At 42.5% G+C, this 25655-nt stretch carries 24 protein-coding genes; 20 read left to right on the forward strand and 4 right to left on the reverse strand.

Going from position 1 to position 25655, the window contains the following annotated elements; genetic code table 11:
• Positions 1 to 9 precede the first annotated feature (9 nt).
• The gene (locus tag PCY07_RS03880) at positions 10 to 837 is read left to right on the forward strand and encodes an amino acid ABC transporter substrate-binding protein (RefSeq protein ID WP_301355337.1); all 828 of its coding nucleotides are present in this window, start codon (positions 10 to 12) and stop codon (positions 835 to 837) included.
• Between the two features lie 181 nt (positions 838 to 1018).
• Here the strand turns inward: PCY07_RS03880 and PCY07_RS03885 are convergent, their stop codons facing one another.
• Positions 1019 to 2209 carry a cation diffusion facilitator family transporter gene (locus PCY07_RS03885; RefSeq protein ID WP_301355339.1) on the reverse strand — a complete coding sequence of 397 codons (1191 nt, stop codon included), beginning with the start codon at positions 2207 to 2209 and terminating at the stop codon, positions 1019 to 1021.
• Positions 2210 to 2361: 152 nt separating this feature from the next.
• Between PCY07_RS03885 and pcrA the strand changes: the two genes are divergently transcribed.
• The 4 genes from pcrA (at position 2362) to PCY07_RS03905 (ending at position 7536) form a co-directional block, all read left to right on the forward strand.
• Positions 2362 to 4647, forward strand: a complete 2286-nt coding sequence (gene pcrA, locus PCY07_RS03890) for a DNA helicase PcrA (RefSeq protein WP_301355341.1) — start codon at positions 2362 to 2364, stop codon at positions 4645 to 4647.
• Positions 4648 to 4976: 329 nt separating this feature from the next.
• Entirely contained in the window at positions 4977 to 6251 is a 1275-nt protein-coding gene (locus tag PCY07_RS03895; RefSeq protein WP_301355342.1) for a DUF2130 domain-containing protein, read from the forward strand.
• Between the two features lie 9 nt (positions 6252 to 6260).
• Positions 6261 to 6704, forward strand: a complete 444-nt coding sequence (locus PCY07_RS03900) for a GNAT family N-acetyltransferase (RefSeq protein ID WP_301355343.1) — start codon at positions 6261 to 6263, stop codon at positions 6702 to 6704.
• Positions 6705 to 6735: 31 nt separating this feature from the next.
• Positions 6736 to 7536, forward strand: a complete 801-nt coding sequence (locus tag PCY07_RS03905; protein ID WP_301355345.1) for an alpha/beta hydrolase — start codon at positions 6736 to 6738, stop codon at positions 7534 to 7536.
• Positions 7537 to 7572: 36 nt separating this feature from the next.
• Here PCY07_RS03905 and PCY07_RS03910 read toward each other — a convergent pair whose 3' ends face one another.
• Positions 7573 to 8889 carry an FAD-containing oxidoreductase gene (locus tag PCY07_RS03910; protein WP_301355346.1) on the reverse strand — a complete coding sequence of 439 codons (1317 nt, stop codon included), beginning with the start codon at positions 8887 to 8889 and terminating at the stop codon, positions 7573 to 7575.
• 181 nt (positions 8890 to 9070) lie between these two features.
• On the opposite strand from PCY07_RS03910, the gene truB reads away from it, so the two are divergent.
• The 13 genes from truB (at position 9071) to PCY07_RS03975 (ending at position 21537) form a co-directional block, all read left to right on the forward strand.
• Positions 9071 to 9967, forward strand: a complete 897-nt coding sequence (truB, locus tag PCY07_RS03915; protein ID WP_301355347.1) for a tRNA pseudouridine(55) synthase TruB — start codon at positions 9071 to 9073, stop codon at positions 9965 to 9967.
• A 4-nt stretch (positions 9968 to 9971) separates the two neighbouring features.
• Positions 9972 to 10892, forward strand: a complete 921-nt coding sequence (locus PCY07_RS03920) for a bifunctional riboflavin kinase/FAD synthetase (RefSeq protein WP_301355348.1) — start codon at positions 9972 to 9974, stop codon at positions 10890 to 10892.
• Positions 10893 to 11063: 171 nt separating this feature from the next.
• Positions 11064 to 11465: a Spx/MgsR family RNA polymerase-binding regulatory protein gene (locus PCY07_RS03925; protein WP_021152971.1), complete on the forward strand. Its 402-nt coding sequence runs from the start codon at positions 11064 to 11066 to the stop codon at positions 11463 to 11465.
• A 12-nt stretch (positions 11466 to 11477) separates the two neighbouring features.
• The gene (locus PCY07_RS03930) at positions 11478 to 11756 is read left to right on the forward strand and encodes a UPF0223 family protein (RefSeq protein WP_003003480.1); all 279 of its coding nucleotides are present in this window, start codon (positions 11478 to 11480) and stop codon (positions 11754 to 11756) included.
• Positions 11746 to 12516, forward strand: a complete 771-nt coding sequence (locus PCY07_RS03935) for an inositol monophosphatase family protein (protein WP_301355349.1) — start codon at positions 11746 to 11748, stop codon at positions 12514 to 12516. The genes PCY07_RS03930 and PCY07_RS03935 overlap by 11 nt, the downstream gene beginning before the upstream one ends.
• Positions 12517 to 13821, forward strand: a complete 1305-nt coding sequence (locus PCY07_RS03940) for an RsmF rRNA methyltransferase first C-terminal domain-containing protein (RefSeq protein WP_301355350.1) — start codon at positions 12517 to 12519, stop codon at positions 13819 to 13821.
• A gap of 106 nt (positions 13822 to 13927) precedes the next feature.
• A complete protein-coding gene (locus tag PCY07_RS03945; RefSeq protein WP_301355351.1) occupies positions 13928 to 14794 on the forward strand; it encodes a phosphate ABC transporter substrate-binding protein PstS family protein in 867 nt (288 codons plus the stop codon).
• Between the two features lie 16 nt (positions 14795 to 14810).
• Complete coding sequence (pstC, locus tag PCY07_RS03950) at positions 14811 to 15722, forward strand: phosphate ABC transporter permease subunit PstC (protein ID WP_014713132.1); 912 nt, start codon at positions 14811 to 14813, stop codon at positions 15720 to 15722.
• The gene (gene pstA / locus PCY07_RS03955; RefSeq protein ID WP_003006597.1) at positions 15712 to 16596 is read left to right on the forward strand and encodes a phosphate ABC transporter permease PstA; all 885 of its coding nucleotides are present in this window, start codon (positions 15712 to 15714) and stop codon (positions 16594 to 16596) included. Before pstC ends, pstA begins: the two co-directional genes overlap by 11 nt.
• A gap of 10 nt (positions 16597 to 16606) precedes the next feature.
• Complete coding sequence (pstB, locus tag PCY07_RS03960) at positions 16607 to 17410, forward strand: phosphate ABC transporter ATP-binding protein PstB (RefSeq protein ID WP_003006600.1); 804 nt, start codon at positions 16607 to 16609, stop codon at positions 17408 to 17410.
• A 29-nt stretch (positions 17411 to 17439) separates the two neighbouring features.
• Positions 17440 to 18198, forward strand: coding sequence for a phosphate ABC transporter ATP-binding protein PstB (gene pstB / locus PCY07_RS03965; protein ID WP_014713134.1), 759 nt, complete (start codon positions 17440 to 17442; stop codon positions 18196 to 18198).
• 12 nt (positions 18199 to 18210) lie between these two features.
• Positions 18211 to 18864 carry a phosphate signaling complex protein PhoU gene (phoU, locus tag PCY07_RS03970; protein WP_003006603.1) on the forward strand — a complete coding sequence of 218 codons (654 nt, stop codon included), beginning with the start codon at positions 18211 to 18213 and terminating at the stop codon, positions 18862 to 18864.
• A 129-nt stretch (positions 18865 to 18993) separates the two neighbouring features.
• Positions 18994 to 21537, forward strand: a complete 2544-nt coding sequence (locus tag PCY07_RS03975; protein ID WP_041826275.1) for a M1 family metallopeptidase — start codon at positions 18994 to 18996, stop codon at positions 21535 to 21537.
• A 241-nt stretch (positions 21538 to 21778) separates the two neighbouring features.
• Here the strand turns inward: PCY07_RS03975 and PCY07_RS03980 are convergent, their stop codons facing one another.
• Both PCY07_RS03980 and PCY07_RS03985 read right to left on the reverse strand, forming a co-directional pair.
• Positions 21779 to 23056, reverse strand: a complete 1278-nt coding sequence (locus PCY07_RS03980; protein ID WP_301355352.1) for a GHKL domain-containing protein — start codon at positions 23054 to 23056, stop codon at positions 21779 to 21781.
• On the reverse strand, positions 23056 to 23766 hold the full coding sequence (locus tag PCY07_RS03985) for a LytTR family DNA-binding domain-containing protein (protein ID WP_003017463.1): 711 nt from the start codon (positions 23764 to 23766) through the stop codon (positions 23056 to 23058). Before PCY07_RS03985 ends, PCY07_RS03980 begins: the two co-directional genes overlap by 1 nt.
• A 106-nt stretch (positions 23767 to 23872) precedes the next feature.
• Between PCY07_RS03985 and PCY07_RS03990 the strand changes: the two genes are divergently transcribed.
• Both PCY07_RS03990 and PCY07_RS03995 read left to right on the forward strand, forming a co-directional pair.
• Positions 23873 to 24829, forward strand: a complete 957-nt coding sequence (locus PCY07_RS03990) for an ABC transporter ATP-binding protein (protein ID WP_301355405.1) — start codon at positions 23873 to 23875, stop codon at positions 24827 to 24829.
• 1 nt (position 24830) lies between these two features.
• Positions 24831 to 25553 carry an ABC transporter permease gene (locus tag PCY07_RS03995; protein ID WP_003017479.1) on the forward strand — a complete coding sequence of 241 codons (723 nt, stop codon included), beginning with the start codon at positions 24831 to 24833 and terminating at the stop codon, positions 25551 to 25553.
• Positions 25554 to 25655: the final 102 nt, after the last annotated feature.

A 25655-nucleotide genomic window follows, 5' to 3' on the forward strand; every position in this document is an offset into this window, starting at 1 on the left:
GAGGAGACTATGAAACGAGTAATACCATGGCTGCTAGGTGTCCTTAGTCTCGTTCTTCTGACTGCCTGTGGACAGACAGTGAGTGATCCTAAAGTGGACAACTGGCAAAAATACCAAAAAGAGCAGTCCATTACGATTGGTTTTGATAATACTTTCGTTCCCATGGGTTTTGAGCAAAAAGATGGGAGCTACGCTGGTTTTGATATTGATTTGGCCAATCAAGTCTTTGAATCTTATGGGATTCATGTCAACTGGCAACCCATTGATTGGGATATGAAAGAGACGGAACTGAAAAATGGGACCATTGATACCATCTGGAATGGCTATTCTGCAACAGATGAACGTCGGGAAAGTGTTGCTTTTACCAAGCCCTATATGAAAAATGAACAAGTCTTGGTCACTAAGAAAGCTTCTGGGATCCAATCAGTCGATGGGATGAAAGAGAAACGATTAGGTGCCCAGACTGGATCTTCCGGCTATAGGGATTTTGAAGCCAATCCTAAAATCTTAAAAAATAAGGTTAAAAATCAAAAAGCTACCCAATACCAGAGTTTCAACGAGGCGCTGATCGATCTTCAGAATGATCGGATCGATGGCCTCTTAATCGACCGTGTCTATGCCAACTATTATCTGCAAACGGAAGGAATTTTAAAAGACTACAATGTCTTTCCTGTCGGTTTTGAGACAGAATCCTTTGCGGTAGGGGTGCGCAAGGCGGATAAAACCTTGAAGAAAAAAATTGATGAAGCTTTCGTAAAACTTTATCAAAAGGGCCAGTTCCAAAAGATCTCTAAGAAGTGGTTCGGGACGGATGTAGCGACAGATGACATCAAGTAAAAAAGAGAGTGGGACAGAAATTGGTAATTCGTTAGAATTCGATTTCGTCGTCCCACCTCCGCACAGTTGAGTAGGGCTGTAAAAGCTGATGAAATCAGCGTAGTAGAGCCCACTCAACCACTGCGTCTTGCTCGACAATCCAAAAACAATTGAGAGGCTAGGACTTTTGTCCCAGCCTCTTTTAGTCGGTTTTATTTGTGATTTGATGGAAAATCTTTTGCCAAGTTTCGTGGCGACGCCAGAGACTGGTATGGATTTGACCGTCTAGTTCATAACGGATAAGTTTGGTTTTTTGACTGATGGACTCCAGTTCAAAGTTTTGGAATTGAACTTGGTCGCTTGCGAGAGCCTCTATTAATTCTGCCTTGTTGTGTTCGTGACCGGTATCGTCAATCAAGGTATAATTATCCGCTAGCAATGTATCAAACTCTTGCTTAGCATAGAGGCGTTTTTCGTAGGTCAAGAGTTTCTTTTCAACGTTTTCGATCAACTCATCCTCAGGAATTGAGCTAGGTTCTACATGGACGTCAATGTCAAATACTCCAAATTCTTCTTTCAGAAGATCCTCGACTTCTTCTGTGATCGCATGGCTTTCATAGACTGAAAGATCGGGATTCATCTCCAAGACAACGTCCAGATAGATATTGCTTCCGTAGGTTCGTCCGCGTTGTGATTTCACACGTGCAATCTTAGGGAGTTTTAAAATAGCTTTTTCGTAATCTTCGAGGAGACTATCGTCAAAGCCGTCTGAAAGACTAAAGGAAGATTCCATAAAGATATCGTAGGCTGTTTTGAGGATAAAGAAGGTGATGATAATGGCTGCGATCTTATCGACAATTGGATAGTTAAAAGCACTAGCAGCGATCGCGATCGACGTTCCAAGAGAAGTGACGACGTCTGAAAGATTGTCTTTTGCGGCCGCTTTTAAGGCTTTTGATTTGGCCTGTGTTGCTAAGCGAAGATTGTAGAAATAAACGCCTAGCATGACAAGGGCTGAAACTACTCCGACACCAGCACCGAGTGGATCAATGCTAACTGTTTCATTGCTGAAGATCTTTTGGAGGGTATCGCGTAAGACATCAAAACCGACATAAAACATAATGATGGAGGTGACTAGACTAGCTAGATCTTCAATTTTCCAGTGACCAAATTTGTGATCACGGTCAGCTGGTTGGCGCGCGAGACGAATCCCGATGAGCAGGGCAGCATTGCTGATAATATCTGATAAGTTGTTAAATCCATCGGCTACCAAACTAGAGGAGTGAAGCAAATGGCCGGTAGCTAATTTTGCTGAAGAAAGTAGTAAATAGGCTAAAATACTGATGATGGCACCACGTTCAGCCAGTTTTAAGTTACTGTATGGTTTTTCCAAAATTTCCTCCTACAACCTCGGATATGAACCTGTTTTCTTTAAGCTACTATTATATCGTTTTTGGAAGGGAAATTCAAATGAGTCCTTTTTTAAAAGAAGCTAGGCCGGTTTTTGTGGTATAATAGAACGATTGAATGAATGAGGAGTATGAGATGAATCCTTTATTGAATGGTATGAATGATCGCCAGGCAGAGGCGGTCCAAACGACAGAAGGTCCCCTCTTGATCATGGCGGGGGCTGGTTCGGGTAAGACACGTGTCCTGACCCACCGCATCGCTTACTTAATCGATGAAAAAATGGTCAATCCTTGGAATATTTTGGCCATTACCTTTACCAATAAAGCCGCTCGGGAAATGAAGGAGCGGGCATATCAGTTGAATCCAGCCACCCAAGATTGCTTGATTGCCACCTTCCACTCCATGTGTGTGCGCATCCTCCGTCGAGATGCGGATCATATTGGCTACAATCGCAATTTTACCATTGTCGATCCAGGTGAGCAGCGGACCTTGATGAAGCGGATCTTGAAGTCCTTGAATTTAGATCCAAAAAAATGGAATGAACGGACCATTTTGGGGACTATTTCCAATGCCAAAAATGACTTGATCGATGAAGTGGCCTATGCTGCTCAGGCGGGAGATATGTATACTCAGATCGTCGCCAAGTGTTATGAGGCTTACCAAAAAGAACTCCGTCAGTCGGAAGCAGTGGACTTCGATGATTTGATCATGCTGACCTTGCGTCTTTTTGATCAGCATCCTGATGTGCTGACCTATTACCAGCAGAAGTTCCAATACATCCACGTGGATGAGTACCAAGATACCAACCATGCTCAATACCAGTTGGTCAAACTCTTGGCTTCACGTTTTAAAAATATCTGTGTCGTTGGGGATGCGGACCAGTCTATTTATGGCTGGCGGGGAGCAGATATGCAGAATATCCTGGACTTTGAGAAGGATTATAAGGAAGCTAAGGTCGTCCTCCTAGAAGAGAATTACCGCTCGACTAAGACGATTTTGCAAGCAGCCAATGATGTCATCAAAAACAATCGCCACCGCCGTCCGAAGAATCTCTGGACACAAAATGAAGACGGGGAAGAGATTGTCTATTACCGGGCTAATGACGAGCAGGATGAAGCAGTCTTTGTTGCTAAAACGATTGAAGAGCTCAGTCGTGAAGCTGGCTACAAACACCGTGATTTTGCGGTTCTCTACCGGACCAATGCCCAGTCACGGACCATTGAAGAAGCCCTGCTCAAGTCCAACATTCCTTACACCATGGTAGGGGGCACCAAGTTCTACAGCCGTAAGGAAATTCGAGATGTCATTGCTTATCTGAACTTGATTGCCAATCTCAGTGACAATATCAGTTTTGAGCGCATTATCAATGAACCTAAGCGGGGAATCGGGCCAGGTACAGTGGATAAGATTCGCGATTTTGCTCAAATGCAAGAGTCCTCACTCCTGGATGCTTCAGCCAATATCATGCTCTCAGGCATCAAAGGAAAGGCTGCCCAAGCCATCTGGGACTTTGCCAATCTCATTCTTGATTTGAGAGAAAGATTGGACCAGCTGACCATTACAGAGTTGGTCGAAGAAGTCCTTGACAAGACAGGTTATATGACAGCCCTAACCAATCAGGGAAATTTGGAAAGTCAGGCCCGCATCGAGAATATCCAAGAGTTCCTGTCTGTTACCAAGAATTTTGATGAAAATGGAGAGACCGTCGAAGACGAATCAGGTGTGGAAACCTTGAGTCGCTTCTTGAACGATTTGGCTTTGATTGCCGATACAGATGATGGGGCCCAAGAAACCTCAGAAGTGACCCTGATGACTCTTCATGCAGCCAAGGGATTGGAGTTCCCAGTCGTCTTCTTGATTGGGATGGAAGAAAATGTCTTTCCTCTTAGTCGTGCGGCTGAGGATCCAGATGAGTTGGAAGAAGAGCGGCGCTTGGCTTATGTAGGGATCACGCGGGCAGAGAAGGTTCTCTTCTTGACCAATGCTAACTCACGTTTGCTCTTTGGACGGACTAGCTACAACCGGCCAACGCGTTTCATCAATGAAATTAGCTCGGATTTATTGACCTACCAAGGATTAGCCCGTCCAGTTAATACCAGCTTTAAGGCTTCTTATAGTAATGGTGGCGGAACGACCTTTGGAAAGGGAATGAGCCTGTCACAAGCCCTTCAAGAGCGCAAGAGACAAGCAGCTCCGAGTGCTCTCACGTCATCAAGCCTACCTTTTGTCAATAGCAACCGTTCTAGCGCTAAAGAAAGCGTCGCTTGGTCCATTGGCGACATTGCCCTTCACAAGAAGTGGGGAGAAGGAACTGTGCTTGAAGTATCTGGTAGTGGCAGTACCCAAGAGCTCAAGATCAACTTTCCAGAAGTGGGTCTCAAAAAACTCTTGGCTAGTGTCGCGCCAATTGAGAAGAAATAAACTGAAACCAGTAAGCCTAGCTTGCTGGTTTTTTCGTTTTATAAAACTTCCCTTAGGTGAGGGCGGACGGTAGCGACTCCCTTTGGGATTCCATACCTTAGATTTGAGCCTTCTGTCTCAAATCTACCGAGCAGGAGAAACAAATCTGTTTCTCCTGCTTTTCTCACGGCGGGAAGTTTTAATGGTCATCGTTCTGCTTTCTTAAATTCTCTCATTTATTCTATTTACTGTCATAAACTAGGGAAATAGTAGGAGCAAGCTTCGTTTGCTGGTTTTGATTTTACTGGTGGCATGATATAATATATTTAGAATAGAGAAAGAGGCATGCTATGAACGAAATCAAGTGCCCCAACTGTGGGGAAGTCTTTACAGTCAACGAAAGTCAATACAGCGAACTCTTGTCACAGGTACGGACAGCTGAATTTGACAAGGAAATTCATGAGCGGATTCGACAAGAGTTGGCATTAGCAGAGCAAAAGGCCCTTAATGAGCAACAAGAGAAGTTAGCCAAGAAGGACCAAGAAATTGCCCAGTTACAGAACCAGATTCAACAGTTTGATACTGAAAAAGAATTGGCCAAAAAAGAGGTGGAGCAAACGGCTAGTCAAAGCCTACTTGAGAAGGAAAAAGAAGTGCAAGCACTTGAGAATCAGCTGACAACTCTGCGCTTGGAGCATGAGAACAAACTGCAAAAGACACTCTCTGACTTGGAGAAAGAAAGGGATCAGGTTAAAAATCAGCTTCTCTTACAAGAAAAAGAAAACGAGCTTTCTCTGACTTCTGTTAAGCAAAACTATGAAGCCCAACTTAAGGCAGCCAATGAACAGGTCGAGTTCTACAAGAATTTTAAGGCCCAACAGTCGACCAAGGCCATCGGGGAAAGTCTGGAGCAGTATGCGAAAAGTGAATTCAACAAGGTTCGCAGTTTTGCCTTTCCAAATGCCTATTTTGAAAAGGACAACAAGGTCTCTGCGCGTGGGTCTAAAGGTGACTTTATCTTCCGCGAGTGTGATGAAAATGGAGTGGAGATTATCTCCATTATGTTTGAGATGAAGAATGAAGCTGATGGGACAGAGAAGAAGCATAAGAACGCGGATTTCTACAAGGAATTGGACAAGGACCGTCGAGAAAAGAACTGTGAGTATGCGGTTTTAGTGACCATGCTTGAAGCAGATAACGACTACTTTAACACAGGGATTGTCGATGTCAGCCACGAGTATGAGAAGATGTATGTCGTCCGTCCTCAGTTCTTTATCCAGATCATTGGGCTTCTGCGTAATGCGGCCCTCAATTCTCTCAAATACAAGCAGGAATTGGCGCTTGTTCGTGAACAAAATATCGACATCACCCACTTTGAAGAAGACCTGGATGCCTTCAAAGTAGCCTTTGCTAAGAACTACAATTCGGCTTCGGTCAACTTTGGCAAGGCTATCGATGAAATCGACAAAGCCATCAAGCGGATGGAAGAAGTCAAGAAATTCTTGACCACATCAGAAAATCAACTCCGACTTGCCAATAATAAATTGGATGATGTTTCCGTTAAAAAATTGACTCGGAAGAATCCAACCATGAAGGCTAAGTTTGATGCCTTGAAGGAAGACTAGGAGGATCCTATGCAGATACGAAAAGCAACCATAAAAGATGCTGAAGCCCTACTGTCTTTATACGAAGACTTGGGCTATCCAACGACCGCTTCTAAGCTGTCTCGACGTTTAGAAATGATTCTTTCTCAACCACATTATGGCTGTCTTCTAGCTGAAAGAAACGGAGAAATTTTAGGTTTCTTAGGTTATGCAAAGCTCTTCTTTTTTGAAGCAGATGGATCTTACTATCGTATTTTAGCTTTGTCAGTTGCAAAAGAAACAAGACGACAAGGAATTGCTAGTAGGCTAATCGATGAATTGAAAAAACAAGCGGTAAAAGAAGGAGTTGAGGCACTGGCTTTAAATAGTGGATTAACCGCTGAACGAAATGCTGCACATCAGTTTTATCAGGCAGTTGGATTTGAAAAAGTGACTGCCGGCTTTGCCTTGCATTTAAAAACTCAACATAAGTAAATCATGAAAAAATAGTAGAGGGAACGAAGTAATGTCTTCAACAAAAGGGAAAACCTTATATTTTAACGAAAAGAGCATGGACTATGTGACCTTTGGTAAAGGAAAGAAGTCTCTCGTTATCATACCAGGGTTGGGGGATGGGCTTCAGACCGTTAAAGGAAAGGCCAAGCTCTTTTCTCTCTCTTATCGTCTACTTGCTAAGTGCTATAAAATCTACGTTTTTTCTCGAATCAATGAGCTGAGACAGGGCTATACGACGCGGGATATGGCAGCAGATGTAGCAGAAGCAATGGAGACACTAAACCTAGATACCGCCTATGTCATGGGGATTTCACAAGGTGGAATGATTGCCCAATGGTTGGTGGCAGATTTCCCTGAAAAGGTTCAAAAGCTCATCTTAGCTGTGACCACTGCAAAACCTAGTCAACTTGCTAGAGAACGAATTGAACATTGGCAACAACTTAGTCAATCTGGAAATTTTAAGCATCTCATGCTGGATATTGCAAAGCACTCCTACACGCAAAAGAGCTATCAAAAGTGGCGGTTGCTTTATAATATCATGGGTCGCTTGGGACGAATTAAGGATGGGAAACGAATTACCATTCAGTCTCAGTCTTGCCTCACTCACGATAGCCTTGAGGTCTTAAAGGAAATTCAGTGTCCGACCTTTGTCCTTGGTGCGCTTGAAGATGATGTGATTGGTGTGGACGGATCTAAGGAACTGGCAAAAGCGATTTCGGGTTGTCTACTCCTCATTCTTAAGCACTCTGGCCATGCTCTTTATGAAGAAAATAAAGTATTTCAAGAGGCTGTCTGTAAATTCTTAAACTAAAAAAAGCTGGAATATTTTCCAGCGTTTTTATTCTAGTTAAATCGCAAAGAGATCGTTTAGGTTTTCTGCCATGGTTGGGTGGGTAAAGATTTGTTTTGCGATGTAAGTGTAAGGGATCTTGTTGTCCATGGCCATGGTGATCAGGTTGATAAGTTCGCCTGCAGCTTCTCCAAAGAGAGTCGCTCCAAGAATTTCTTTGGTTTCTGGGTTGACCACGGCTTTGAAGGCACCTCGAAGGTCTGCATTGACATGTCCACGAGGCATGGCAGCAACTGGCAATTCTTTAACAGCGACTGAAAGCCCTTTGTCGCGTGCTTCTTGCTCGGTCAAGCCGACTTGGGCCAGTGGAGGAGCAATAAAGAGTGTTGTCGCATAATTGTTACGAGTTTCGAGATTGTAGCTACCATCGCCTGTAAGGTAGTTGAAGACGATGCGAAAGTCATCGAGTGACATGTAGGTGAATTGAGGACCACCATTGACATCCCCAACTGCAAAGACACCAGGGACGCTGGTTTCCAAATGACGGTTGACTCGGATCGCTCCACGATCAGTGACTTTGATATCTGTGTTTTCAAGACCAAGTCCAGTTGTGTTTGGTTTACGTCCTGTTGCGTAGAGAAGGATATCAAACTCGAAGTCTCCTTTATCTGTGACAACCGTTAAGCTGTTTTGGCCATCTTTGATTTCTTGGGTATGAACGCCTTGCAAGAATTGAATACCATCTTCTTCAAGGTAGCTTTTTGCAAGAGCTGCAATACTGGGCTCGATCCGTGGCAAGAATGTTTCAGAAGCATCCAATACCGTTACTTGGCTGCCCAAGGTATTATAGAGATGAGCAAATTCCAATCCAATTGGTCCACCGCCAAGGACACCGAGGCGTTTAGGTAGGTTTTCCAAACCTTGAATACCGGTTGAATCCACAGCAAATTTACTTTCAGCTAATCCTGGGATTGGAAGGACATTTGGCACAGCACCAGTATTAATAATAATGGTTTCAGCTGTCAATTCTTCTTTTTCATCTCCAGCTTGAATTTCGATGACCTTGTTAGAAACGAAACGAGCAGTTGCATCGATAATGTCTACACCAGTTCCAGTAATAGTTGCGTAGTTCTTGCCATTGAGACGAGTAGTGACCGCATTTTTCTCATTCATGGCTTGATCAAAATCCAAGCCTTTTTCAGCTGCAACAATCAAGGTCTTGGTGGGAATACAAGCGATATTGATACAAGTACCACCATACATAGACTTGCTCTTTTCAATCAGAGCGACTTTTTTTCCTTGGCTTGATAATTTCGCTGCAAGTGTTTTACCAGCTTTACCAAATCCAATCACAATAACATCATACATTAACATATGTTACACCTTCTTTCGGTTTCTATTGTATCAAACCCATTTTAAAAAGTCTGAAATCTGCTACGGGATTTTTTAGGAGCTCATGGGAAGGGGGAAAGAGGGACAAGAAGTCTCGTTTCGTGGTATAATAAAGGGTCGGTGGCCCGGATGGTCACACAATCAGTTAGAAAGAGCAAATCAGATGGACGGAATTATCAATGTAAAAAAAGAAGCGGGCATGACTTCACATGATGTGGTCTTTAAACTGCGAAAAATCCTAGGAACCAAGAAGATCGGTCATGGAGGAACGTTGGATCCAGATGTGGTAGGAGTGCTTCCGATTGCAGTTGGCAAGGCGACCCGGATGGTCGAATTCATGCAAGATGAAGGCAAGATCTATGAAGGAGAAATCACTTTGGGATTTTCTACCACGACAGAAGATGCCAGCGGGGATGTTGTTGAGCGGACCCCAGTGGAAGCCCCTTTAGATGTAGCAGAGGTCGATCGCATAATTGCCCAGATGGTGGGAGAGATCGAGCAGGTACCGCCTATGTATTCAGCGGTCAAGGTCAATGGACGCAAGCTATATGAATATGCACGGGCAGGAGAAGAAGTGGAACGCCCTGTCCGGCAAGTGACCATTTATGACTTTACGCGCACTAGTGAGATTAGCTACGAGGAAGGACTAGCCCGTTTTCGTTTTCGGGTTAAATGCAGCAAGGGGACTTATATCCGGACCTTGTCTGTGGATTTAGGGCAGAAACTGGGCTACGCAGCCCATATGTCTCATCTGACACGGACCAGTGCTGCCGGTTTGTCACTGGATGATGCCCTGACCTTGGAAGAAGTGGCAGAAAAAGTAGCGCAAGGAGATTTGAGCATCCTTCATCCACTTGAAATTGGAACCGGGGATCTTGAAAAAGTAGAGCTGACAGTCGAAGAGGTTGGCGAAGTCCAAGTGGGACGCTTTATTCTTGTTGAGAGTGAAGCCAGAGAGTTAGCTGCTTTTTACCAAGGGAAATTGGTAGCCATTTTAGAAAAAAGAGAAGAACTTTACAAACCTCGAAAAGTTTTTCTAACAGAAAGTGTGTTACAATAAATTCATGAATATTCGTACGATAACTACTGCTAACCAGATCCATTTGGAGAATGAGACAGTTTTGGTTCTGGGCTACTTTGATGGCCTGCATCTGGGGCATCAAGAACTCTTTAAAAAGGCGCGTCAGATAGCAGGTGAAAAAGGCTTGAAGGTCGCTTTGTTAACCTTTCCTGAATCTCCTAAGTTAGCCTTTGTTCGCTACCAACCAGAATTACTGCTTCATTTGCAGAGTCCTGAGGATCGGTTCCAAAAATTAAACGAACTAGGAGTGGATGAGCTCTTTCTCATTGATTTTACGACCGATTTTGCTTCTAAAACAGCCAAAGAATTTGTTGATCAATTTGTCAAAGCCTTGAGAGCTCGGGTCTTAATTGCTGGATTTGATTATAGTTTTGGCTCTGATAAGAAAACTGCCTCTGACTTAGCTGCTTATTTTGATGGTCAAGTGGAAGTCATTTCTCCTGTATTGGATCAGGGGGAAAAGATTAGTTCGACCCGCATTCGTCAGGCTGTCCTGGAAGGACGCGTTCAAGAAGCTGCCCGTCTACTTGGTCACCCTTTATCCAGTCGAGGAATCGTCGTGCATGGGGATGCGCGTGGCCGAACCATTGGCTATCCTACTGCCAATTTAGCGCCGATTGACCGGACCTATCTCCCATCAGATGGGGTTTATGTAGTTGATGTTGATTTTAAAGGGCAGATCTATCGAGGCATGGCTTCTGTCGGAAAAAATGTCACCTTTGATGGAAAAGAGCTTCGTTTCGAAGTCAATCTCTTTGATTTTTCTGGAGATATTTATGGCCATACTTTGACCATTCATTGGTTGGATAAGATACGAGAAATGGTCAAATTCGATGGGATCGATCAACTAGTGGCTCAATTGAAAGAAGATGAAGCAATTTCACGAAACTGGACCAAGGATTAGGAGCTTACCTAATCCTTTTTTCTAGCTTTTTCTTGGAAAAAATGAAAGGGATTTCTTTTTTTCGCTGAAATTTAGAAAAATCGTCGAGAAATCAAAAAAGCGCTTTTCAAGCACCTAATTTTTTTGTATAATAGAGTCAGATAGTTATATATAAAAAAAGAAGTGAACCACATGATTACATTATTTTTATCGCCGAGTTGTACATCATGTCGAAAAGCTCGGGCTTGGTTAAAAAAGCACGATGTTCCATTTAAAGAACACAATATTATGACAAGTCCTTTGAGCAAACAGGAGTTGACAAGTATATTGGCCTTGACCGAAAACGGAACAGACGACATTATTTCAACTCGTTCAAAAATTTTCCAAAAATTGGATGTTGATGTTGAAGATTTATCCATCTCAGCCTTGATCCGTCTGATTGAGGAAAATCCAAGTCTCTTACGGAGACCGATTATTTTAGATAACAAACGCATGCAGATTGGCTTTAACGAAGATGAAATTCGGGCCTTCTTGCCACGGAGTTATCGTAAACAAGAGTTACGCTCTGCCACTCTAAGAGCAGAAATAAACTAAGAAGTATGTCGAATGCAAAAAAATTATAGTTACCCACTGGACTTATCGTGGAGCACTGAAGAGCTTGCTTCAGTGCTTTCTTTTTTCAATAAAGTTGAAGAAGCCTATGAAAGTAAGGTAGAAGCCAAAGAATACATGGAAGCCTACCGGGCTTTTAAGAAGGTCGTGCCTAGTATCGGAGAAGAAAAGCGTCTTGGACGGGAGTTCGAAGAAGTGAGCGGTTATTCTCTCTATCGTGCGACCCAGGCTGCAAAGCAAAAAGAGGAAGGATGGTTTTCTCTTGAAGAATAAATTAGAGTTTGCCAAACAAATCGTTTTAGAGGCTGGAGACTATTTGCGTCTTCATCTCCATGATACCTTGATGATCTCAAAAAAGACGGGGCCGACAGATTTAGTCACCCAGATGGACCAACAGGTTCAAAAGGATTTGGTTGAAAAAATCACACATCGCTACCCAGAAGATCGGATTTTTGCGGAGGAAGATGGCCTTCGTTCACCGATTTCAGAAGGATCCGTTTGGGTGATTGATCCAATTGATGGGACCAATAATTTTGTGACCCAAAAGGAAGATTTTGCGGTGATGGTGGCCTATTTTGAAGACGGAATTGGTCAGTTTGGCCTGATCTACGATGTTATGCGGGATCACCTTTTTTTCGGGGGTGGAGAATTCCCTGTTTATCGCAATGAGGTTGAACTGACACCCTTTGTGGACCAACCTCTGGAAAACTTTTTGATTGCTTCAAATGTCGGCATGCTTGAGAAAAATGACTGGGGCATGGCCGACCTTGGTATGGACTCTCTTGGCATTCGGGTCTACGGAAGTGCCGGTATTAGTTTTTCAAAAATTCTCTCAGGTGGGATTCTAGCTTATTTTAGCTACATCTGGCCTTGGGATTATGCCGCAGCTGCGATCATGGGGGAACAGTTGGGCTATACCGTTTTAAATCTAAATGGAGATAAACCCAATTACCAGACAGTGGAACCCATTATGATGGTTCCAAAAGTGAAGTTAACAGAAATTCAAACCTATCTTAAGAAAGGGAGAAGTTAAATGAATTTTCCCAATGGTTTTAAAGAAAAATACCAGCATCTTCTAGGTGAGGATGCTGCTGCTTTTTTTGCGACCTTTGAGCAAGAAGCAGTATCGGCCTTTCGGACTAATCCTTTGAAAGAAGCTCAAAAAGCATTTGATGATCCGATTCCTAATACCCCTTGGGGCCATTATGGAAAGGTCTCAGGAAAATCCATTGAGCACGCAACGGGCTTGGTCTATTCACAAGAACCAGCAGCTCAGATAGTGGCCCAAGTCGCTCAGCCGAAGCCAGGGATGAAGGTACTGGACTTGGCCGCAGCTCCTGGCGGAAAGACCACCCAACTCTTGTCTTATTTGGACAATCAGGGACTCTTGGTCTCCAATGAAATCCACAAGGGCCGCTCGAAAATTCTTGTAGAGAATGTCGAACGCTTTGGTGCGCGAAATGTGCTAGTAACCAATGAGTCTGCCGATCGTCTGGCCAAAGTTTTCTCAGGCTTTTTTGATTTGATTGTACTAGACGCCCCATGTTCAGGTGAGGGGATGTTTCGTAAGCAACCCGATGCCATGGACTATTGGTCTGTCGATTATCCTCGAGAGTGCAGCCTACTTCAAAGAGAGATTCTTGAGGATGCCCTCAAGATGTTGGTTCCAGGTGGTTCCTTGGTTTATTCAACCTGTACCTGGGCTCCAGAGGAAAATGAAGAGGTCGTATCCTGGCTTTTGGAAAACTATGATCTGGAGCTGGAAACGATCGAGAAGATCAATGGTATGGCAGAAGGCATTGACCATCCAGAAACGGCGCGCATGTATCCTCATCTCTTTAAAGGGGAGGGACAATTTGTTGCTAAGTTCCGTTATCTAGGAGAGAATCGTCCTGCTAAAATCCCTTCCAAAAAGGACCAATTATCTGCAGAACAAAAGAAATGGTGGCAGGAGTTTGCCAAGAAACATTTGAAGATTACTCTGGAAGGAGTCCTCGAAACCTTTGGGGATGAACTGTATTTGGTACCACTTGGTTTACCAGATTTGCGCAAAGTAAAAATTGCCCGAAATGGCTTGCACCTAGGGACCTTTAAGAAAAATCGATTTGAACCTAGTTTTGCCCTCGGTCTAGCATTGAGACCGAGTGAAGTCAAAGAGACCGTTTCGATCACGCCTGAGGACTTTGTTCATTATGTGGCGGGAGAGACGGTTCAATTGAAGGAAACGCATCCAAATGGGTGGTACCAGGTCCTGGTCGAAGGCAATGGTTTGGGCTTTGCCAAAGTGACTGGACAGACCCTGAAAAATTTCTATCCAAAGGGGCTTCGTTTTAGGTAAAATGCTGGGCAAAGAGCCCGTTCTATGATATATTGGAAGTACAGGTTTTTTTGAAAAAACTTGTCAAAATTATAAGTGAAATAGTGAAATATCAAGGAGACATGATTTGAAAAAGTCTAAAAAGCTGATCCTAGGACTAGCGACGATCGCATTAGCAGGAAGTTTATCTGCTTGTGCTTCTTGGATCAATCGTGGAGAATCAATCACTGCTGTTGGTTCGACTGCCTTACAACCCTTGGTTGAAGGAGTAGTAGATCGCTACATCGAAGAACATCCTGGTAAGATTGTGAATGTACAAGGAGGAGGTTCTGGTACAGGACTTTCACAAGTTCAATCAGGCGCTGTAGATATCGGAAATAGTGACCTGTTTGCGGAGGAAAAATCTGGGATTGATGCCTCTAGTCTGGTCGACCATCAGGTAGCCGTAGCAGGGACAGCCATCATTGCCAATAAAAATATCTCAATCGACAATTTGACAACTGAGCAATTGCGAAAGATCTTTACAGGTGAATATACCAACTGGAAGCAATTGGGAGGTCCAAATCTTGAAATCACGATTGTGAACCGGGCGGTTGGTTCTGGTAGTCGAGCTGTCTTTGATGCGATTATCATGGATGGCAAACAACCCAAGCAGGCCCAAGAGCAGGATTCTAATGGAATGGTGAAAAACATCGTTTCTCAAACGCCAGGAGCCATCTCTTATCTAGCGTTTACCTACTTGGATAGCAGTGTCAAAACCATGAAGCTCAATGGCTATCAACCAACCAAAGCCAATGTCGTCAACAATAACTGGCCAATCTGGTCCTACGAACACATGTATACGAAAGGGAAACCCAATGAGTTGTCTAAAAAATTCATTGACTACATGATGACCGATGAGGTTCAGCAAAAAGTTGTTGGTAAGATGGGCTATATCCCGATCAATGACATGAAAGTCACCCGTGATTTAAAAGGGAATGTGTCAAAAAAATAAAAGAATTAGGTAAAAAATGAACGAAGTAGCAAAAAAAATGCTGACGAAATCAAAAAACTCCCGCCTAGAAAAATTTGGGAAAACCATTACTTTTCTATGCATGAGTTTGATTGTTGTCGTCGTTGCCATGATTTTGATTTTCGTGGCCCAAAAAGGTTTATCGACTTTCTTTGTCAATAAAGTCAATATCTTTAGTTTTCTATTTGGGAGCTCTTGGAATCCTGCTGCAAAGGAATTCGGAGCCCTACCAATGATTCTAGGTTCCTTTATTGTAACCTTGCTTTCTGCCCTCTTGGCAACGCCGTTTGCCATTGGTGCAGCAGTTTTCATGACAGAAGTCTCACCCAAAGGAGCTCGTTTCTTGCAACCAGCCATTGAGCTCTTAGTAGGGATTCCTTCAGTTGTTTACGGATTCATTGGCCTTCAAGTGGTCGTCCCATTTACGCGTAGTCTCTTTGGAGGGACTGGTTTTGGGATTCTCTCAGGGGTCTTTGTCCTCTTTGTTATGATCTTGCCAACTGTCACCTTTATGACGACCGATAGCCTCCGAGCTGTGCCTCGTCATTATCGGGAAGCTAGTATGGCCATGGGTGCGACACGCTGGCAAACCATTTGGCATGTCACGCTCAAGGCAGCCCGCTCTGGAATCTTTACAGCGGTTGTCTTTGGAATGGCGCGTGCCTTCGGGGAAGCCTTGGCTATCCAGATGGTGGTCGGAAACTCGGCAGTGGTACCAACCTCGCTCACAACACCAGCTTCCACCCTCACCTCTATTTTGACGATGGGAATCGGAAATACCGTCATGGGTACGGTCAATAACAATGTTCTTTGGTCACTCGCCTTGGTATTGCTCCTCATGAGTCTTGCCTTTAACAGTGTGATTAAACTGATTACGAAAGAAAGAGGTAAGAAGAACTATGCACGCTAAACGAATGGATAAAATTGCGACAGGAGTGCTGTATGCTATTTCAGGGATCATCGTTGCGATTCTTGCCTCATTAATCCTTTATATCTTGGTCCGTGGCTTGCCCCATGTATCTTGGCACTTCTTGACTGGGAAATCTTCTTCTTACCAAGCAGGAGGAGGGATCGGAATTCAATTGTATAATTCCTTCTTCCTCTTGGTCATTACCTTGGTGATTTCCTTCCCACTTTCTCTTGGAGCTGGGATTTACCTCTCTGAGTACGCTAAAAAAGGTCGCTTGACCAATTTGGTTCGTACCTGTATTGAGATCTTGTCTTCTTTGCCATCTGTTGTTGTAGGTCTCTTTGGTTACCTGGTCTTCGTTGTCCAGTTCAAATATGGATTTTCGATCATTTCAGGGGCCTTGGCCTTGACCGTCTTTAATCTGCCACAGATGACCCGCAATATCGAAGATAGCTTGCAGCACGTCCACCATACGCAGCGCGAAGCAGGTCTAGCTCTGGGCTTGTCTCGCTGGGAAACTGTGATCCATGTCGTGGTACCAGAAGCTCTTCCAAGTATTATCACTGGGGTCGTCTTGGCTTCGGGACGGATCTTTGGGGAAGCTGCTGCCTTGATCTATACAGCAGGTCAATCGGCTCCAGCCCTTGATTGGTCAAACTGGAATATCTTTAGTGTGACCAGTCCGATTTCGATCTTCCGTCAGGCTGAAACCTTGGCCGTCCATATCTGGAAGGTCAACAGTGAAGGAACTATTCCAGACTCGATCGAAGTCTCAGCCGGTTCAGCCGCCGTTCTTTTGATCTTTATCTTGATCTTTAACTTTGGAGCGCGCAAACTCGGAAGTTACCTCCATAAAAAACTAACATCTGCTTAAAGGAGAAGAAATGTCAAAATACAATTGGGATGAGAGACACATCATTACTTTTCCTGAAGAAAAGGTGGTCCTATCGACCAAAGATTTGCATGTCTATTATGGAACGAACGAGTCCATTAAAGGCGTCGACATGCAGTTTGAAAAGAATAAGATTACAGCCTTGATCGGTCCTTCAGGATCTGGGAAATCAACCTACCTCCGTAGTTTGAACCGGATGAATGATACCATCGATATTGCGCGTGTAACGGGTGAAATTTGGTATGAAGGAATCGATGTCAATCGTCCAGATATCAATGTTTATGAAATGCGCAAGCACATTGGAATGGTTTTCCAACGGCCCAATCCTTTTGCCAAATCGATTTATAAAAACATCACCTTCCCGCATGAACGCGCTGGGGTGAAAGACAAGAAGATCTTGGACGAATTGGTCGAAACTTCTTTGAAACAGGCAGCTCTATGGGATCAGGTTAAGGATGATCTTCATAAATCAGCCCTGACACTTTCAGGTGGCCAACAGCAACGACTTTGTATCGCACGGGCCATCTCTGTGAAGCCAGATATCTTACTCATGGATGAGCCTGCTTCAGCACTTGATCCGATTGCGACAGCTCAATTAGAAGAAACCATGCTTGAGTTGAAGAAAGATTATACGATTGTCATCGTGACCCACAGCATGCAACAAGCAGCCCGTGCTAGCGATTATACCGGTTTCTTCTACCTTGGGAACCTTATCGAGTACGATAAGACTTCGAATATTTTCCAAAATGCGAAATTGCAATCGACCAACGATTATGTATCGGGTCACTTTGGATAAAGTAAAATGACAACAAAAAGGAAAATAGAATGACAGAACCAATTTTGCAAGTCAAGGACTTGTCGGTTTATTACAATAAAAAGAAGGCTCTAAATAGCGTCTCCTTGGACTTTGCTCCAAAGGAGATCACAGCCTTGATTGGTCCTTCAGGATCAGGGAAATCTACTCTTTTAAAAGCCATTAACCGCATGGGAGACCTCAACCATGAGGTCACCACCACAGGGACTATCCTCTACAACGGTCACAATATCTACGGACCACGGACCGATACGGTCGAATTGCGTAAGGAAATCGGAATGGTCTTCCAACAGCCCAATCCTTTTCCAATGTCCATTTATGATAATGTGACCTATGGATTGATGATTAATGGTGTCAAGGACAAGGCTATCTTGGATGAAGCAGTTGAAACCTCTCTGAAACGCGCTTCCATCTGGGATGAAGTCAAGGATCGCCTGCATGATTCGGCTATCGGACTTTCCGGTGGTCAGCAACAGCGGGTCTGTGTGGCGCGGGTTCTTGCGACCAGTCCAAAGATTATTCTTTTGGATGAGCCAACTTCAGCGCTGGACCCGATTTCAGCTGGCAAAATTGAAGAAACCTTGTATGGACTAAAAGACCGCTACACCATGCTCTTGGTGACACGCTCCATGCAACAAGCAAGTCGGATTTCCGATAAAACTGCCTTTTTCTTGGATGGCGATTTGATTGAGTACAATGATACCAATGAAATGTTCTTGAACCCAGCTAAGAAAGAAACAGAAGACTATGTCTCTGGTAAATTTGGATAGGAAGAAAATAAAATGTTACGAGTTCAATTTGAAGAAGATTTAGAGAAGTTGCATAACCAGTTTTACGCAATGGGAAATGAAGTGTTGAGTCAGATCAACCGTACGGTTCGTGCTTTCGTGACCCATGACCGTGAATTGGCCCGTCAGGTCATCGAAGATGATGCGGAGATCAACGAATACGAAGTGAAGCTAGAGCGTAAGTCTTTTGAGATTATCGCCCTTCAACAGCCGGTTTCACAAGACCTTCGTGTCGTGATGACCGTCTTAAAAGCAGTTTCTGACTTGGAGCGGATGGGGGACCACGCAGTATCGATTGCCAAGGCAACGATTCGCATGAAAGGGGAAGTTCGTATCCAATCTGTTGAGGAAGAAATCAGCAAGATGGGCCGTGAAGTCAAAGATTTTGTCGAAGCGACACTAGATGTTTACCTCAAAGGCGATGTGGATTTGGCCTATGAAGTTGCTTCACGAGACGAAGTCATCAACCATTATTTTGATAGTATCCAAGAATTAGCAACAGAAGAAATTCGGAAAAATCCAGAGTCCATCGTGACGGGTCGTGATTATTTCCAAGTGATCAACTTCTTGGAACGCATCGGAGATTATGCAAAAAATATCTGTGAATGGGTAGTTTACTTTGAAACAGGTAAAATTATCGAAATGTAAGATCAGGACGTCTTTCCGATCTCAGACAGGCATTCTCATGCTTGTCTTTTCTTTTATTTTGACTTTGTGATAAAATAGTTTTATTAGGGCTTTTGATTGGAAAGCATGGAAAATAAAAAGGAGGAAATTATGCAAGCAGTTGCACATTTTATTGATACATTTGTACCTGAGCACTACGATCTATTCTTGGATTTGAACCGCTCTAGTAAAACTTTCTCAGGGAAAGTGACCATTAACGGAGAAGCAAAAGAGACTCGCATCTCGCTTCACCAAAAGGATTTGACCATCGAAACAGTAGAAGTAGCAGGTCAAGCCCGCACATTTACGGTGGATGATGACAATGAAGCAGTCTATGTTGAATTAGAAGGGACAGGTCAAGTAACGATTACCTTGACCTATTCTGGTAAGATCACAGACAATATGACTGGGATTTACCCATCTTACTACAGTATTGATGGTGTGAAGAAGGAAGTCCTCTCTACTCAGTTTGAGAGCCATTTTGCGCGTGAAGCCTTCCCAAGTGTGGATGAGCCAGAAGCTAAAGCAACATTTGATCTTTCTTTGAAATTTGACCAAGAAGAAGGTGAAATTGCCCTTTCAAACATGCCTGAAATTGATGTGGAAAACCGTAAAGAAACAGGTATTTGGAAGTTTGACACAACTCCTCGCATGTCTTCTTACCTCTTGGCCTTTGCGGCTGGAGACCTCCAAGGAGTGACAGCTAAGACTAAGAATGGAACCCTTGTCGGAGTCTACTCAACAAAAGCTCACCCATTAGAAAATTTGGACTTCTCATTAGATATTGCCGTTCGTGCTATTGAATTCTACGAAGACTACTATGGCGTTAAGTATCCAATCCCTCAATCCCTTCATATCGCTCTTCCAGACTTCTCTTCAGGAGCGATGGAAAATTGGGGCTTGGTAACCTACCGTGAAGTTTATCTCCTTGTAGATGAAAACTCGACTGCCCAAAGCCGTCAAACAGTAGCCTTGGTGGTGGCTCACGAATTGGCTCACCAATGGTTCGGAAACCTCGTGACCATGAAATGGTGGGATGACCTCTGGTTGAATGAAAGTTTTGCCAATATGATGGAATATGTCAGCTTGGATGCTATCGAACCAAGCTGGAATATCTTCGAAGACTTCCAAACAACCGGTGTGCCTGCTGCCTTGAAACGCGATGCTACAGATGGCGTTCAATCCGTCCATGTGGAAGTCAAACACCCTGATGAGATCAACACCCTCTTTGACCCAGCAATCGTTTACGCCAAGGGTAGCCGTCTCATGCACATGCTTCGCCGTTGGTTAGGCGATGACGCCTTCCGTAAAGGCTTGAAGATCTACTTTGAAAAACACCAATACAGCAATACCATCGGTCGTGACCTTTGGGATGCTCTTGGGCAGGCTTCAGGTCGTGATGTCGCAGCCTTTATGGATTCATGGTTGGAGCAACCAGGATACCCTGTTGTCTCAGCTTCTGTGGAGAACGATACCTTGATCATCCGTCAAGAGCAGTTCTTCATCGGAGAAAGAGAAGAAAAAGGTCGCAAGTGGGTTGTTCCTTTAAATAGCAACTGGACAGGTATTCCAGATACTTTGGAAACTGAAGTCTTAGAAATTCCAAACTACAGTGCCTTGAAAGCAGCTAACAGCGGAGCTCTTCGCTTCAATACAGAAAATACAGCTCATTATATCAGTGACTACCGTGGGGAATTGTTGGAAGACATCCTTGCTGAACTTGCTAGCTTGGATAGCACTTCGAAACTACAAGTGGTTCAAGAACGCCGTCTCTTAGCGGAAAGTGGTCAAATTTCTTATGCAAGCCTCTTGCCAGTGATTGAACACTTGACAGAAGAAAGTTCCTACTTGGTTGTTTCAGCTGTTTCGAGCGTCTTAGCTGGAATCAGTCTCTTTGTGGATGAAGGAACTGAAACAGAAGCGGCCTTCCATGAGTTGTTGAAACGCCTGAACCGTTACAACTTTGAACGCTTGGGTCTAGAAGCTAAGCCTGGTGAAACAGAAGAAGACGAAAAAGTTCGTCAACTAATGATTGCTAATATGATCAAGGCCAATGATGAAGCTGCAAAAGCTCAAGCGAGCGCTATCTTTGAAGCGCATGCAGATGATTTGGAAAAACTTCCAGCTGCCATCCGCTTGCAAATCTTGGTCAACCAAATCAAGCACCAGGAAACCAAGGAGCTTAGCCAACAATACCTGGATACTTATGTTAAGACAGTAGATGGGAACTTTAAACGCCAGTTGGCGGCTGCACTTTCTTATACCAAGGATGAGGAAACTTTGGAAGCTCTATTGAAGGAGTGGAAGAACAAGGATGTGGTGAAACCTCAGGACTTGGCTATGAGCTGGTATTACAACTTCTTGCATGATGACTTTACCCAAGGTAGAACCTGGACTTGGGCGCGTGAAAACTGGGATTGGATCAAGAAAGCACTTGGTGGTGATATGAGCTTTGATAAGTTTGTCATCTACCCAGCTAACTGTTTCAAGACCCATGAACGGTTGAATGAATACAAGGCCTTCTTTGAGCCTCAATTGGATGATATGGCGATCAGCCGAAACATCAGCATGGGAATCAAGGAAATCGCAGCGCGTGTGGATTTAATCCAACGGGAAAAAGCAGCAGTAGAAGCTGCTATCCTTGCGACAAAATAGATTTAAAAAAGATGAGAGTGGGACAGAAATCGGTAATTCGTTAGAATTCGATTTCGTCGTCCCACCTCCGCACAGTTGAGTAGGGCTGTAAAAGCTGATGAAATCAGCGTACTAGAGCCCACTCAACCACTGCGTCTTGCTCGACAATCCAAAAATAATTGAGAGGCTAGGACTTTTGTCCCAGCCTCATCTTTTGTTTTTCAATGAATTATTTGTATTGGATATCGAAGGAGAAGGATCATTAGTTTATTGGACTTGGTAAGAGAATCTCCGTTCGATAGTGGCCATTTTCTTTGAATCGCTTGATAGTTCCTTGGTATTCTTGTACTAGGGCATCAACGTTTCGCAAGCCCCAACCATCTCTTTGACGTGTTTTACGAGTCTCTTGTTCCTGTTCATTAAAGGTATTGTTGATCGAAATAAATAGATTTTGTTGAAAATAACGTATATTCAGAGATAATGTTCTCTCCGATTTATCAGTCAATCGAAGGCAGGCTGAAATACTATTATCCAAACAATTTCCTAAAATAACAGCTAGAACATCGGGCTGAATAGATAGTTCTTGTGGGATAAAGCAGTCAATTTCTAATGCAATTGCATCTTCCACATCGTGCAGTTTTTGATTTAGTAAATAATTAACCGTTGGATTTTTGGAGTAAAAGGTTTGTTTTCCTGAAATACTATCGGTTAATGATTGAAGATACTCTCTAGCCTCATCAGGATTTTCTTCTAGAAGTGCCAAGAGGGTTAAATGTTTATTTTTTAAGTCATGCCGAAGACTTTGCAATCGTTGGTATTCCTCTTGAGACTGTTGTGTTTCTCTTAATTGGAACTGAAGTTGTTCTTTATCTAATTTATTTTGATAATAAGCGTGCTGTTGTTGAGAAAGATGTAAGGTAAAATACAGCGAGGAAAACGACAATACAATAAGAGACAAGAGTGAAATGACAGAAAGATAATCTTGTCCAAATACTTGTCCTTGAATAGCAGATACAGTAAAGGCAAAAATAATCGATAAAATCGGCACGATAAATTGATAAAGCCAATTTTTTCTAGATGTTGCCATGGTTAACTTTTGATGTGTTCGAAATAACTGTCGAAGAACAAGAGTGATCACAGTTGAAAAAAGAAAACTGATGGCAAGGTAACCACTAATCAGTTCTAAATTTTTCGATACTTTTGACAGTGGAAGAAATAGTTGGATAGCTTGATTGAGGACGGCTCCGGCTAATAATGTCAGGCTTGTTTGTAAGAATATCCAAAAAGAAGAATCACGAAAGGAGTAGCCAAAATAGAGTCCTACAAGAGAGGATTCTACAATACTCAGAAAGAGATTGCTAACTAAAAAAACGCGACTTTCTAAAAATAGAAATACAAGAGCCACATGAAAAAGCAAGAAACAACAAAGGACTAAAAGTATTTCTTTTGAATGTTTACTTTTGGATATTGGCCTATAAAATAAAACACTTGCCAGAAATAAGTCAAACAAGATGCTAATGATCCGCATTCCTATTAGCATTAGAAATTCCTTTCACTGAGATAGTTATAGTATTTTTCTTTAAAAGAAGAATGGAACTTACGACTAATTGGAAGTGAATGCTCCTCGGTTCCATTTAGCAAAATAGTTACTGTTTTCGCATCAAAATCTTTGATATATTTGGGATTTACAATATAAGAAGCATGAATTTGAATAAAATAATCAGGTAGTTTATCTAAAATGTCTTGAGTTTTCAGTAAGGACTTATAGGTATCTGCTAGTGTGTAAATAAAAACGGAACGCTTATCTTTCTCAAAATAGGTAATGTCACTTAAAGGAATAGAGTAACTTTGTTTTCCAAATGAGAAGTTAAAGATGGTTTGTCCTAAATCTAAATAACGCAAGATCCTATCTACTACCTTATTTAACCTTTGGGGTTCAATGGGTTTTACTAAGTAATCAAAAGTCTGTACTTCAAATACTTGTTCCATGTAATCACGATAGCTGGTCACAAAAATAATGGGGATAAAAGGATTGAACTGACGAATTTCACGTGCAAGGTCAATTCCGGTAATTTGTGGCATATCAATATCCAAAAAAACACAATGCGTATCCCTTGTTAACTGTTCTAGCATTTTTTGTGGATTTGTATATAGTTTTGTTTCTACAGGAACCTTGTCGTAAGAAAGTAAATACTGTTCTAACTGACTAGCATCTCTAGTTGAGTCATCACAAATAACGACGTTTAACATAAGTCCCCCTTATCAAATTGAGTTGGCTAATTATGACACTAAAATGGTAAATCATGACGTAAACCATGGAAAGTCATATGTTTATTATACAATAATCTTATCAAAAATGAAGGAAGCTGGGAAAATCTTCTCAGTCTTGAGTGATGAGATGAAGACATTTGCGACACTGACTATTAGAGATTTGACAAAATCATTCGATAAGCAACATTTTGCTAATAACCATATTTCCTTAGAAATAGAAGCTGCTAAAATTACAGCCTTTTTAGGACACAATGGTGCTGGTAAGTCCACCCTCTTAAATCAAATGATTGGTTTTACCAAACCTGATAAAGGAGATGTATGCTATGGAGATATTTCTTTTGTACAGAATCGTAAACAAGCTCGCTCAATGATGAGCTATATGTCACAACAGTATGCACCACTTGAGAAATTGACGGTGGAACAAAACATAGAAATGCTTGGAAGAATGAGAGGATTAAACACCTTAGATTTACAAAAGGAAATGGATCAGCTCCTAATCGACTTGGAAATTAAGGAGTACCGGGCAAAACAAGGAAAGGATCTCTCAGGCGGTTTAAAGCGTCTAACTTCTTTTGCAATGGCTTTGATCGGATCTCCGACCATTATTCTTCTTGATGAGCCGACGAACGATGTCGATCCAATACGTCGTGAAAAACAGTGGCAATTATTACAGAAGCTAGCGCATAAAGGTCATACCATTATTATTGTGACACATAACTTGTTGGAAGTTGAAAAATATGCAGACAACTATGCCTTATTTAACCATGGGAAGTTAATCAAATCAGGACCAGTTCAGCAAATAACCTATCAAAAACAGTACCAAATATCTTTTGAGTTTAGGAATGAAGATAGCTTAGCTCTATTCCAAGATTATAGCATCATCAATGGTTCGATTTGCCAGATTGAAGTAGAAGAGAAGGAGTTAACAAGACTGCTACCAAAACTAACACAGGAATTGGATAGAAAGAATATTTTTAATCTGTCACTTGCTCAGAAAAACGTATCCATTTCAGATCTTTATAGAGAGGAGTTGACAAACTGATATGACTCAATTTTTTTACTTACTTCGTTGGAACTATCTTCGTCAAAAAGATCTATTTCTACTCTTTACGCTAGCTCAGGTTCTGTTATCCATTTCACTTCTTTTTGGTTATCCACTAGTGATCGGTGAGATTAATACGACAGCTGCCTACTATCTCTCTTCTGGTTCAGTTTTGATAGGAATTATTTCTATTGGCTGTACTATTTCATCGCCTGTTATAGCAAATGCGAAGTCAGAAGGACATGTAGACTATGTAAGAGCCCTTCCAATACCACGAATTCTGATTTCCTTAGCAGATCTTTGGATGTGGATGATAGCTATTTTGCCTGGAGTATTCATTTCTGTTATACTGGGCTATTTTCGTTTTTCTGTCCGCCTAAATGTATCTGTTCTGGCTGTTTTCATCCTATTTCTGATCTGTCTTACGATGATCAGTCTTGGATTTGCCATTGCGTATACTTTTTCTCCCAATATTGTCACGCTGATGTCTCAGTTGATTCTCATGAGTGGTTTGATGTTTTCACCAATCATGTACCCTGCAAGTCGTCTTCCAGATTGGATAAACCATCTCTATCATGTTCTTCCATTTGTCCCTTCTGTCAACCTCCTACGAGCTTGTGTCTATAGTCATGGTCACGTCTCATTTTTTGACTTCACCATTCTGATCATCTGGATTTTGTTAACACAGTTACTGATCTTGAGAGTTCTTTATAAGGAAAAATAAAGGAAGGAGGATCTATGTTTTTCATCATTAAAACAGTGTTCTCTTTAAAAGGAGTTAAATTGAAAAGATTTATACATGTATCCCTATAACAAAAATCAACAT

This window comes from Streptococcus sp. SP1 (assembly GCF_030440005.1).
Classification (GTDB): domain Bacteria; phylum Bacillota; class Bacilli; order Lactobacillales; family Streptococcaceae; genus Streptococcus; species Streptococcus parasanguinis.

What these genes read in the sequence shown, in the direction of transcription:
- PCY07_RS03880 (WP_301355337.1), top strand. Translation starts at nt 10, where the DNA reads ATGAAACGAGTAATACCATGGCTGCTAGGTGTCCTTAGTCTCGTTCTT.
- pcrA (WP_301355341.1), top strand. Translation starts at nt 2,362, where the DNA reads ATGAATCCTTTATTGAATGGTATGAATGATCGCCAGGCAGAGGCGGTC.
- PCY07_RS03895 (WP_301355342.1), top strand. Translation starts at nt 4,977, where the DNA reads ATGAACGAAATCAAGTGCCCCAACTGTGGGGAAGTCTTTACAGTCAAC.
- PCY07_RS03900 (WP_301355343.1), top strand. Translation starts at nt 6,261, where the DNA reads ATGCAGATACGAAAAGCAACCATAAAAGATGCTGAAGCCCTACTGTCT.
- PCY07_RS03905 (WP_301355345.1), top strand. Translation starts at nt 6,736, where the DNA reads ATGTCTTCAACAAAAGGGAAAACCTTATATTTTAACGAAAAGAGCATG.
- PCY07_RS03910 (WP_301355346.1), bottom strand. Translation starts at nt 8,889, where the DNA reads ATGTTAATGTATGATGTTATTGTGATTGGATTTGGTAAAGCTGGTAAA.
- truB (WP_301355347.1), top strand. Translation starts at nt 9,071, where the DNA reads ATGGACGGAATTATCAATGTAAAAAAAGAAGCGGGCATGACTTCACAT.
- PCY07_RS03920 (WP_301355348.1), top strand. Translation starts at nt 9,972, where the DNA reads ATGAATATTCGTACGATAACTACTGCTAACCAGATCCATTTGGAGAAT.
- PCY07_RS03925 (WP_021152971.1), top strand. Translation starts at nt 11,064, where the DNA reads ATGATTACATTATTTTTATCGCCGAGTTGTACATCATGTCGAAAAGCT.
- PCY07_RS03930 (WP_003003480.1), top strand. Translation starts at nt 11,478, where the DNA reads ATGCAAAAAAATTATAGTTACCCACTGGACTTATCGTGGAGCACTGAA.
- PCY07_RS03940 (WP_301355350.1), top strand. Translation starts at nt 12,517, where the DNA reads ATGAATTTTCCCAATGGTTTTAAAGAAAAATACCAGCATCTTCTAGGT.
- pstC (WP_014713132.1), top strand. Translation starts at nt 14,811, where the DNA reads ATGAACGAAGTAGCAAAAAAAATGCTGACGAAATCAAAAAACTCCCGC.
- pstA (WP_003006597.1), top strand. Translation starts at nt 15,712, where the DNA reads ATGCACGCTAAACGAATGGATAAAATTGCGACAGGAGTGCTGTATGCT.
- pstB (WP_003006600.1), top strand. Translation starts at nt 16,607, where the DNA reads ATGTCAAAATACAATTGGGATGAGAGACACATCATTACTTTTCCTGAA.
- pstB (WP_014713134.1), top strand. Translation starts at nt 17,440, where the DNA reads ATGACAGAACCAATTTTGCAAGTCAAGGACTTGTCGGTTTATTACAAT.
- phoU (WP_003006603.1), top strand. Translation starts at nt 18,211, where the DNA reads ATGTTACGAGTTCAATTTGAAGAAGATTTAGAGAAGTTGCATAACCAG.
- PCY07_RS03975 (WP_041826275.1), top strand. Translation starts at nt 18,994, where the DNA reads ATGCAAGCAGTTGCACATTTTATTGATACATTTGTACCTGAGCACTAC.
- PCY07_RS03980 (WP_301355352.1), bottom strand. Translation starts at nt 23,056, where the DNA reads ATGCTAATAGGAATGCGGATCATTAGCATCTTGTTTGACTTATTTCTG.
- PCY07_RS03985 (WP_003017463.1), bottom strand. Translation starts at nt 23,766, where the DNA reads ATGTTAAACGTCGTTATTTGTGATGACTCAACTAGAGATGCTAGTCAG.
- PCY07_RS03990 (WP_301355405.1), top strand. Translation starts at nt 23,873, where the DNA reads ATGAAGGAAGCTGGGAAAATCTTCTCAGTCTTGAGTGATGAGATGAAG.
- PCY07_RS03995 (WP_003017479.1), top strand. Translation starts at nt 24,831, where the DNA reads ATGACTCAATTTTTTTACTTACTTCGTTGGAACTATCTTCGTCAAAAA.